The sequence below is a fragment of the uncultured Nocardioides sp. genome (assembly GCF_902805925.1).
Classification (GTDB): domain Bacteria; phylum Actinomycetota; class Actinomycetes; order Propionibacteriales; family Nocardioidaceae; genus Nocardioides.
In genome coordinates this window covers 1-9,638 of record NZ_CADCUP010000071.1, presented here as the reverse complement: position 1 = coordinate 9,638, position 9,638 = coordinate 1, and the positions used below count along the sequence as shown (strand labels likewise).

Below are 9,638 nucleotides of genomic sequence, written 5' to 3'. Positions count from 1 at the left end.
GAACTTCCTGAAGATTCCCATGCCGAGGAGGTACCCACCGACGCCGCACCCACACAGGCTGCGAGCATGAGCGGCATGGACATCGAGGCCGTACGCCGCTCGTTCCCGGCGCTCCAGCAGGGGCTCGCCCGGTTCGACGGGCCGGGCGGCTCGCTGGTGCCGACGCCGGTCATCGAGGCGGTGGCCGGCGCGCTGGCGGCCGGCATGTGCCAGCGCGGCGCCGTCACCGCTCCCGACCGGGTGACCGAGGAGACGACGACGCTAGCCCGGGCCGACGTGGCGCGGCTGCTCGGCGCCGACCCCGACGGGGTCGTCTTCGGCCGGTCGATGACGGCGCTGACCTTCGACCTCGCGCGCACGCTCTCCGCGGCGTGGGGCCCGGGCGACGAGGTGGTGGTGACCCGGCTCGACCACGACGCCGACATCCGGCCGTGGGTGACCGCCGCCGAGCGCGTGGGCGCGACGGTCCGCTGGCTGGGCTTCGACCCGGCCACCGCCGAGCTCGACGACGTGGGACCGCTGCTCACCGACCGCACCCGCCTGGTCGCGCTGACGGCGGCGTCCAACCTGTTCGGCACCCGCCCGGACGTGCCCGCGGTGGTGCGGTCCGCGCACGACGCAGGGGCGCTCGTCTTCGTCGACGCCGTGCACCTGGTGCCGCACGCCCCGGTCGACCTCGCCGCGCTGGGCGCCGACTTCCTGGCCTGCTCGCCGTACAAGTTCTTCGGCCCCCACCTCGGGGTGCTGGCCGCCGCTCCCGGCCTGCTGGAGACGCTCCACCCCGACAAGCTGCTGCCCTCCAGCGACGCCGTGCCGGAGCGGTTCGAGCTCGGCACGCTGCCCTACGAGCTGCTGGCCGGGGTGAGCGCGGCGGTGGGCTTCATCGAGTCCCTGCCCGGCGCCATGGCCGAGGTCGAGGAGCACGAGGACCGGCTCGTGCGCCGCCTCCTCGACGGTCTCGACACGCTGCCCGGCATCACGGTGCACGGCCGGCCGGCGCGCCGTACGCCCACGGTGCTGCTCACCGTGGACGGCGTCGAGCCCGCCGAGGCCAGCCGCCGCCTGGCCGCCGACGGCGTGGTGGCGCCGGCGGGGAGCTTCTACGCGGTCGAGGCCTGCCGGCACGCCGGGCTCGGTGACGCCGGCGGCGTCCGGGTCGGACTGTCGGCCTACACCGACGACGCGGACGTCGACCGGCTTCTCGCCGCGCTCGCCTCCGTCACACTGGTGGCATGACCACGCCACGCCCCGTCGACACCTGGCTCATCGACATGGACGGCGTGCTCGTCCACGAGGAGACGCCGATCCCCGGTGCGCCGGAGTTCGTCGAGGCGCTGAAGTCCTCGGGCCTCTCGTTCCTGGTGCTCACCAACAACTCCATCTTCACCCCGCGCGACCTGCGTGCCCGGCTGCTGGGCAGCGGCATCGACGTGCCGGAGAAAGCCATCTGGACCTCCGCGCTGGCCACCGCCCAGTTCCTCGACGACCAGCGGCCGGGCGGCACGGCGTACGTCGTGGGCGAGGCGGGCATGACGACCGCGCTCCACGAGATCGGCTACGTGATGACCGACCGCGACCCCGACTACGTCATCCTGGGCGAGACCCGCACCTACTCCTTCGAGGCGATCACCAAGGCCATCCGGCTCATCGAGAACGGCGCCCGCTTCCTCGCCACGAACCCCGACCCCAGCGGTCCCAGCCCGCAGGGCACGCTGCCGGCCACCGGGTCGGTGGCGGCGCTGGTGACCACGGCGACCGGCCGGCAGCCGTACTACATCGGCAAGCCGAACCCGCTGATGATGCGCAGCGCGCTGAACCAGCTGGAGGCGCACTCGGAGGCCACCGTGATGGTCGGCGACCGGATGGACACCGACGTGGTCAGCGGCCTGGAGGCGGGGCTCCGCACGATCCTGGTGCTGAGCGGCTCGACGGCGAAGGACCAGGTCGGCAGGTTCCCCTACCGGCCGACGCTGGTCATCGACTCCATCGCCGACATCGGCGACCTCCAGGTCGACTGGGGCTAGGCGGACGCACACCGGTCGGGCCCGAGGGCCCGGCCGGTGGGTGCTACGCCGGGCGGTGGTGGGTTGCGAGCTCAGCTCAGCCGTTGAAGGACGGCTGCGACTGCGGGTTGAACTGGTCCATCCTCACGCTCTTGGCGACGTTCGTGCGGGCGTCGGTCAGCTTCAGCACGTCGAGACCCTTCTGGATGTCGCTGGAGAAGATGTGGCCGTTGTACCAGTACGCCGACCACGAGCCGCCCAGCACGAGCCGATCGGCCGACAGCGCGCCCCGGTCGAACCACGCGAGCTCGGTGGGGTTGGCGGAGTCGGTGAAGTCGAACACCGAGATGCCGCCCTGGTACCACGCCTGGACCATCACGTCGCGGCCCTTGACCAAGATCAGCGAGCCGTTGTGGGCCACGCAGTTTCCGGTGTTGGCCTGGGTCCGCGGGATCTTGTCGTAGCTGCGGAGCCGCCTTGGCAGCGCTCGCGCTCCTCGTCGTGCTCGGCGCCGGCCTGAGCGGCTGCTCGGACGGCGACGCGGGTGCGGCCGAGACGGCCACCGCCGTGCCCGAGCAGCCCGAGTCGGGGTTCAACCACTCCGACATCGCCTTCATGCAGATGATGGTCCCGCACCATGCCCAGGCACTGGAGATGGCCGAGCTGGCATCCGAGCGCGCGGTCGACCGCGGCGTACGGCGCATCGCGGCGCGCGTCCGGGCCGCCCAGGGCCCGTAGATCGTGATGATGTCGACGTGGCTCGCCGACCGGAGCCTCGACGTCCCGCAGCGCGACGACGACCCGCGCGCTTCGACCGGCTGTTCTCCGGGCGATGATCGATCACGACCGTGGCGCCCTCGACATGGCGACGACCGCGGGGACGTCGGGGTAAGAACGTCACCGTCGCCGAGCTGGCCGGCGACATCGGCGCCACCCAGCTCGCCGAGATCTCAAGGATGCAGGACCTGCTCGGCTGAGCCGGCCCCGTCCGGTCCCGCCCTCGGGGCGTGCCTGGGCCGGGCACCGAGCCGCGAGTAGGTTCTGCGCAGGAGCCCGCGGAGCGAAGGAGGTCACATGCCCCACGACACCTACGACTACGTCGTCGTCGGCGCCGGGAGCGCAGGGGCGGTGCTCGCCGCGCGGCTCACCGACGACCCCGGGACGACGGTGCTGCTGCTGGAGGCCGGCGGGGAGGCGGACGCCGACGAGGTGATGATGCCGGCGGCGTTCCCGGCCCTGTTCAAGACGAGGTGGGACTGGAACTACACCACCACCGAGCAGAAGCAGCTGCACGGGCGGCGCGCCTACTGGCCGCGGATGAAGGCGCTGGGCGGCTGCTCCTCGATGAACGCGATGATCTACATGCGCGGCAACCGCGCCGACTACGACTCCTGGCGCGACCAGCACGGCGCCACCGGCTGGGGCTTCCGCGACGTGCTGCCGTACTTCATCCGGTCCGAGCGCAACACCCGGCTCGGGGAGCCGCTGCACGGCCGCTCGGGCCCCGTGCACGTCGAGGACCGCGTCTACACCCACGAGCTGTCCCACCTCTTCGTCGAGAGTGCCGTCAGCGCCGGCCACCAGCGGACCGACGACTTCAACGGCACCGAGCAGGAGGGCGCCGGCCTCTACCAGGTCACCTGCCGCCGGGGCCGGCGCTGGTCGACCAACGAGGCCTATCTCAAGCCGGTGCGCCACCGCGACAACCTCACCGTCACCACGGGCGCCCTCGCCTCCCGCATCGAGCTCGCCGGCGACCGGGCGACCGGCGTCACCTTCCGGCAGGCCGGCGCCGAGCACACCGTGAACGCCACCCGCGAGGTGCTGGTCTGCGGCGGCGCGGTCAACAGCCCGCAGCTCCTGCTGCTCTCGGGCATCGGTCCGGCGGCCCACCTGCGCGAGGTAGGCGTCACGACCAGGGTCGAGCTGACCGGGGTGGGCGCCAACCTGCAGGACCACCCCGCGGTCCCGCTGCTCTGGTACACCCGCGGCACCACCGACCTCGCCCAGCTCAGCAACCTCGGCAGCCTGGTGAAGTGGAAGACGCGCGGCACGGGCCCGCTGGCCTCCAACGTCGGCGAGGCCGGCGCCTTCCTCGCCAGCCGCGACGGGCTCCCGGCGCCCGACATCCAGGTCCACGCGGCGCCGTCCGGCTTCTACGACAACGGGCTGCACGAGCCGACCAGCCGGATGTTCACCGCCGCCACCACGCTGGTCTCGGTGCAGAGCCGCGGGTCGGTGCGGCTGCGCTCGACCGACCCCTCCTGGCACCCCGCCATCGACGCGGCGTACCTGGAGGACCAGACCGACCTCGACGCCTTGCTCGCCGGCGTCCGGCTCACGTGGGAGGTCGTCACGCAGGGCGCGCTGGCCGCCCACCTGGACCGGCCGTGGAACCTGCCCGAGGACCCGTCCGACGAGGAGCTGCTCGAGCACGTCCGCACCTGGGCGCAGACGCTCTACCACCCCGTGGCGACCTGTGCGATGGGCACCGGTGAGGACGCCGTGGTCGACCCCCGGCTGCGCGTGCGGGGAGTCGACGGCCTGCGCGTGGTGGACGCCTCCGTCATGCCCGCCGTGCCACGCGGCAACACCAACGCCCCGACCATCATGATCGCCGAGAAGGCAGCCGACGAGATCAGGAGCACGCGATGACCACCCTCGAGGACCGCCCCACCAACGGCACGACCTTCGAGTCGCTCAGCCCCGTCACCGGCGACGTGGTGGGCACCCACCCGGTGCACGGCGCCGAGGAGGTGGAGGCCGCGGTGGCCCGGGCCCGCGAGGCCGCCGCCTGGTGGTCCGCCCTGTCGTACGCCGAGCGCGCGACGCACCTGCGCCTCTGGAAGGGGGTCATCACGCGGCGCCTCGCGCAGCTGGCCGACCTGATGCACCAGGAGACCGGCAAACCGCACGGCGACGCCGCGCTCGAGGCGGCGCTGGCCATCGACCACCTCGCCTGGGCCGGCGGCCACGCGGAGAAGGTGCTGAGGCGCCGCCGCGTGCCGTCGGGGCTGCTGATGGCCAACCAGGCGGCGTCGGTGGAGTACCGCCCGCTCGGCGTCGTCGGGGTGATCGGACCGTGGAACTACCCCGTCTTCACCCCGATGGGATCGATCGCCTACGCGCTCGCGGCGGGCAACGCGGTGGTGTTCAAGCCCAGCGAGTACACCCCCGGCGTCGGGGAGTGGCTGGCCCGCACCTTCCAGGAGACTGTCGGCCGGCCCGTGCTCCAGGTCGTGACGGGCTTCGGCGACACCGGTGCGGCGCTGTGCCGGGCGGGCGTCGACAAGGTCGCGTTCACCGGGTCGACCACGACGGGCAAGCGGGTGATGGCCGCCTGCGCCGAGAACCTCGTGCCGGTGGTGATCGAGGCGGGCGGGAAGGACGCCGTCATCGTCGACGCGGACGCCGACATCGACGCCGCCGCCGATGCCACCCTGTGGGGCGCCTGCTCCAACGCCGGCCAGACCTGCACCGGCGTCGAGCGCGTCTACGTCCACGACCAGGTGTACGACGCGTTCCTGGCCGCGCTCACCGAGAAGGCGCGCGGCCTCCACGCCGACGGCAGCCCCGGCTCGCCGATCGGGCCGATCACCATGCCGCGGCAGCTGGACGTCATCCGCAGCCACATCCAGGACGCGCTCGACCGCGGCGGCCGGGCGGTCGTGGGCGGGGCCGGGGCGGTGGGGGAGCGCTACGTGCAGCCCACGATCCTCGTCGACGTGCCCGAGGACTCCCTGGCGGTGCAGGAGGAGACGTTCGGCCCGACGGTCACGGTGTCGCGGGTCCGCGACATGGACGAGGCCGTCGAGCGGACCAACGCCACCCGCTACGGCCTGGGCTCGACGGTGTTCGCCGGGGCCCGGGGCATGGAGATCGCCGAGCGGATCCGGTCGGGCATGACCGCGATCAACGGCGTCATCTCCTTCGCCGCGATCCCCTCGCTGCCCTTCGGGGGCGTCGGCGACTCCGGCTTCGGCCGCATCCACGGCCCCGACGGCCTCCGCGAGTTCACCTATCCCAAGGCCATCGCGCGCCAGCGGTTCAAGCCGGTGATGGCGCTGACGTCGTTCACGCGCACCGAGAAGGCCGACCAGCAGCTGGCCACGATCATGAAGCTCCTGCACGGCGGCGGCACGACGATCCCCGCGCGCAGGCGCCGGGTGCGGTAGACGCTCCCGCGAGCAGCTAGGTCGCGATGTCGGGCGTCGCGCCGGTGTCGGACCGTGCGGCGACGCGGGCCCGGCTCTCGGCGCGGCGCTCGACGAAGCGAGCCGCCTGCTCGTCGAGCTGGACCAGGAACGCCGCGAGCTCCTCACGCGCCTTCTCGCCCTCGGGCCCGACGTCGGTGCGCTCGAAGACCTTCCAGTGCCGCAGCACCGGCATCAGCACCTCGTCGTGGTGGAGCCGCAGGTCGTAGACGCCGGCCTTGGCGATGACCATCGAGCTGCGCCGGAAGCCGGCCATCGTGGCGCCGGGCATCTCGAAGCCGATCACCTCGTCGGCGATCGCGCGCATCGTGTCGTCGGGCGCGATGTCGAGGGCGGCGGCCGCGACGTTGCGGTAGAAGACCATGTGCAGGTTCTCGTCCTTGGAGATGCGGGCGAGCAGCGCGTCCGCGACCGGGTCGTGGGTGACCTTGCCGGTGTTGCGGTGGGAGACCCGGGTGGCGAGCTCCTGGAACGACACGTAGGCCACCGCCTCCAACGGCGTCTTGTCGCCCGAGTCGTAGCCCGAGGTCATGTAGTCCATCCGCGCTCGCTCGAGCTCGACCGGGTCCACGCCGCGGGTCACCACGAGGTAGTCGCGCAGCGCCACGCCGTGCCGGTTCTCCTCCGCCGTCCACCGCCCGACCCAGGTGCCCCAGGCGCCGTCCCGGCCGAAGCGGGTGGCGATCTCCCGGTGGTACGACGGCAGGTTGTCCTCGGTGAGCAGGTTGGTGATCATCGCGGCCTTGGCCGTCTCGGAGAGGCGCGACTGCTCCGGGGCCCAGTCCTCCCCGCCGAGGGCCGCGAAGTCGCGGCCCTCGCTCCACGGCACGTAGTCGTGCGGGTGCCACTCCTGGGCGAGCCCCAGGTGCCGGTCGAGGTTGTCGGCCACGACGGGCTCGAGCTCCTCCAGCAGGTGCGGTGAGCCGGTCACGTCGTCTCCCTCGGTCGGCTGCACCGACCCTACGCCTGTCGCTCGTGGTGGGTAGGTTGCCGGGATGGTGCCGTCCCGCCCCGCCTTCGTCCTCCACGACCACCGCCGGCCGAGCCCGCACTTCGACCTGCGCCTCGAGGAGGACGGCGTGCTGCGCTCGTGGGCGGTGCCCAGGGGCCTGCCGACCAGCAGCCGCGAGGACCGGCTCGCCATCGCGGTCGGCGACCACGACCTCGACCACCTGACGTACGAGGACGAGCACAAGTCCATCGCCGACATCGGCTGGTGGGAGGACCTCGGCCGCACCCCCAAGCGCCGGCTGCTGGTGCTGCACGGCCGCGAGGCGTCCGTGCGCTACGCCCTGATCGACACCGGGCGCGACTGGCTGGTGCACCGGACGAAGGACCAGCCGGCCCCCTGAACGCCCCACTCCTCGCGGCCGCGCCGCCGGGACGTCATGCGAGGCGTGGACCCGTTGCCACGGTCCGCATGACGTCCGTACCTGTGTAGGAGGACGGCATCGTCGTCCAGCGGCTGCTGGACCCGGATCCCCGGCCGCACGTCGAGCTCCAGCCGGCGCAGCCGGCGCCCGGCGAGCCGACGTCGGGAGCCGCCCGGGCCGCCTGCCTGCCATGCTCGGTGCATGCCCGACGCGCAGTTCTCCGTGGCTCGCCTCGCCGACGTCTACGACCCGCTCGACCCCGACCGCAGCGACCTCGACGCCTACGCCGCGATGGTCCGGGAGCACGGCGCGCGCTCGGTGCTCGACGTCGGGTGCGGCACCGGCACGTTCGCCTGCCTCCTCGCGCAGCGGGGGACCGAGGTGACCGGGGTCGACCCCGCGGGGGCGTCCCTCGACGTCGCCCGTCGCAAGCCCGGCGCCGAGCGGGTCGCGTGGGTGCACGGCGACGCCACCGCGCTGCCGCCGGACCTGGAGGTCGACCTCGCGGTGATGACCGCCAACGTGGCGCAGGTCTTCCTCACCGACGAGGCGTGGGCCGAGACGCTGCGGTGCGTCCACGCCGCGCTCCGCCCGGGCGGCCTGCTGGTGTTCGAGACACGGGTCCCGGCCCGCCAGGGGTGGGAGGACTGGGTGCCGGAGCGCAGCCGGTCGGTCGCCGACATCGACGGCGTCGGCCGGGTCGAGACGTGGCACGAGCTGCTCCGCGTCGACCTGCCGTATGTCACCTTCCGCGCCAATGTCCTCTTCCGCAGCGACGGCGCCCTGCTCACCTCCGAGTCGACGTTGCGCTTCCGCGAGCGGGCGGAGCTGGAGGAGTCGCTCGGCTCCGCCGGATTCGTGGTCGAGGAGGTCCGCGACGCGCCCGACCGGCCGGGCCGGGAGTGGGTGTTCGTGGCCCGTCGCGGCGCCCCTACGCTCGCGCCATGACGGCCGAGTGGGACCAGCACGTCGCGGTGACCGCGCGCGGCGACGGGGCGTACGACGCCGTGCTGACCGACGGCTGGGTGGTCGGCGGCGGCGTCAACGGCGGCTACCTGCTGGCGATCATCGGCAACGCCGTCAGCCACGAGCTGCCCGACAAGCCGGACCCGATCGCCGTCAGCGCCTACTACCTCTCCGCCACCGAGCCGGGGCCGGCGACCGTGCAGGTCCGGGTGCTGCGGGAGGGCGGCTCGGTGGCCACCGTGGCCGCCGACCTGTCGCAGGGCGGCGATCCGAGGATCACCGCGCTGGCGACGTACGGACGGCTGGACGGGCTGCCCGACGATGTGCGCACCACCGCGGAGCAGCTCGTTCTCCCACCGCGGAAGCAGTGCGTCCCCAACACGATGGCGCCGGAGTCGCTGCGGAGGGTCGCACCGCTCATGGACCGCTTCGAGATGCTCTTCGACCCGGCCTGCGTCGGGTGGACGACGGGGGAGCCCAGCGGCAGCGGCGTCCTCCAGGCGTGGTTCCGCCTCAAGGGGGAGCGCGACCCCGACCCGGTGCAGCTGCTCATGGTCTGCGACGCGCTGCCCCCGGTGACCTTCGACCTCGGGCTGCCCGGCTGGGCTCCGACCCTGGAGCTGACCGTGCACGTGCGCGGCGTCCCCGCACCCGGCTGGCTCGCCGTGCGGCACGCGACGCGCAACATCGCCGGCGGCATGTTCGAGGAGGACTGCGAGGTCTGGGACTCCGCGGGGCGGCTGGTCGCGCAGTCGCGGCAGCTGGCTCGGCTGCCGCGGCCCTGACGGTTCATCATGGTATGTAGGCGAACCACTAGTTCCCATGGCGTGCACACCGTGGGAGCTGCAACTTCGGCGACATACCATGATGAACCAGGGGCGACGAGCGGGGCCGACTCAGTCGAACCAGCTGCGCCGCATCGAGAACACCCACCGGCGCCGCGGGTGCTCGGTCACCGACCAGAGCTCGTCGGTCGAGGGCCAGTAGGCGATGTCCTCGGGGCCCATCGGGGTGGCGAACCGCCGCTCCCGCAGCCGCCCCGGCTGGCCGACGTACACCGAGCCGGACGCCCACGGCCCCCT

The 9,638-nt window shown here is 73.1% G+C and carries 11 protein-coding genes and 1 pseudogene; 9 read left to right on the top strand and 3 right to left on the bottom strand.

What is annotated here, in order from left to right:
- Window positions 1-66: 66 nt before the first annotated feature.
- Both QZX64_RS05150 and QZX64_RS05145 read left to right on the top strand, forming a co-directional pair.
- Window positions 67-1,236, top strand: coding sequence for a cysteine desulfurase-like protein (locus QZX64_RS05150; protein WP_295657513.1), 1,170 nt, complete (start codon window positions 67-69; stop codon window positions 1,234-1,236).
- Window positions 1,233-2,024, top strand: coding sequence for an HAD-IIA family hydrolase (locus tag QZX64_RS05145; protein WP_295657512.1), 792 nt, complete (start codon window positions 1,233-1,235; stop codon window positions 2,022-2,024). Before QZX64_RS05150 ends, QZX64_RS05145 begins: the two co-directional genes overlap by 4 nt.
- 76 nt (window positions 2,025-2,100) lie before the next feature.
- Here QZX64_RS05145 and QZX64_RS05140 read toward each other — a convergent pair whose 3' ends face one another.
- The gene (locus tag QZX64_RS05140) at window positions 2,101-2,424 is read right to left on the bottom strand and encodes a hypothetical protein (protein WP_295657510.1); all 324 of its coding nucleotides are present in this window, start codon (window positions 2,422-2,424) and stop codon (window positions 2,101-2,103) included.
- Window positions 2,425-2,480: 56 nt separating this feature from the next.
- On the opposite strand from QZX64_RS05140, the gene QZX64_RS05135 reads away from it, so the two are divergent.
- The 4 genes from QZX64_RS05135 (at window position 2,481) to QZX64_RS05120 (ending at window position 6,178) form a co-directional block, all read left to right on the top strand.
- A complete protein-coding gene (locus tag QZX64_RS05135; RefSeq protein ID WP_295657509.1) occupies window positions 2,481-2,741 on the top strand; it encodes a DUF305 domain-containing protein in 261 nt (86 codons plus the stop codon).
- 110 nt (window positions 2,742-2,851) lie between these two features.
- Window positions 2,852-2,980: a hypothetical protein gene (locus tag QZX64_RS05130; protein WP_295657508.1), complete on the top strand. Its 129-nt coding sequence runs from the start codon at window positions 2,852-2,854 to the stop codon at window positions 2,978-2,980.
- Between the two features lie 97 nt (window positions 2,981-3,077).
- A complete protein-coding gene (locus QZX64_RS05125; protein WP_295657507.1) occupies window positions 3,078-4,658 on the top strand; it encodes a GMC family oxidoreductase in 1,581 nt (526 codons plus the stop codon).
- On the top strand, window positions 4,655-6,178 hold the full coding sequence (locus QZX64_RS05120; RefSeq protein WP_295657506.1) for an aldehyde dehydrogenase family protein: 1,524 nt from the start codon (window positions 4,655-4,657) through the stop codon (window positions 6,176-6,178). The genes QZX64_RS05125 and QZX64_RS05120 overlap by 4 nt, the downstream gene beginning before the upstream one ends.
- Window positions 6,179-6,194: 16 nt before the next feature.
- Here QZX64_RS05120 and QZX64_RS05115 read toward each other — a convergent pair whose 3' ends face one another.
- Window positions 6,195-7,148 carry an acyl-ACP desaturase gene (locus tag QZX64_RS05115; protein WP_295657505.1) on the bottom strand — a complete coding sequence of 318 codons (954 nt, stop codon included), beginning with the start codon at window positions 7,146-7,148 and terminating at the stop codon, window positions 6,195-6,197.
- 64 nt (window positions 7,149-7,212) lie between these two features.
- On the opposite strand from QZX64_RS05115, the gene QZX64_RS05110 reads away from it, so the two are divergent.
- From QZX64_RS05110 to QZX64_RS05100, 3 genes are all read left to right on the top strand, one after another.
- Complete coding sequence (locus QZX64_RS05110) at window positions 7,213-7,569, top strand: DNA polymerase ligase N-terminal domain-containing protein (RefSeq protein ID WP_295657504.1); 357 nt, start codon at window positions 7,213-7,215, stop codon at window positions 7,567-7,569.
- A 222-nt stretch (window positions 7,570-7,791) separates the two neighbouring features.
- Window positions 7,792-8,538: a bifunctional 2-polyprenyl-6-hydroxyphenol methylase/3-demethylubiquinol 3-O-methyltransferase UbiG gene (locus QZX64_RS05105; RefSeq protein ID WP_295657503.1), complete on the top strand. Its 747-nt coding sequence runs from the start codon at window positions 7,792-7,794 to the stop codon at window positions 8,536-8,538.
- Window positions 8,535-9,341, top strand: coding sequence for a thioesterase family protein (locus QZX64_RS05100; protein ID WP_295657502.1), 807 nt, complete (start codon window positions 8,535-8,537; stop codon window positions 9,339-9,341). The genes QZX64_RS05105 and QZX64_RS05100 overlap by 4 nt, the downstream gene beginning before the upstream one ends.
- Before the next feature lie 111 nt (window positions 9,342-9,452).
- On the opposite strand, the pseudogene QZX64_RS05095 reads toward QZX64_RS05100, so the two are convergent.
- Window positions 9,453-9,638 (bottom strand): annotated as a pseudogene (locus tag QZX64_RS05095) (hypothetical protein); the annotation flags it as partial.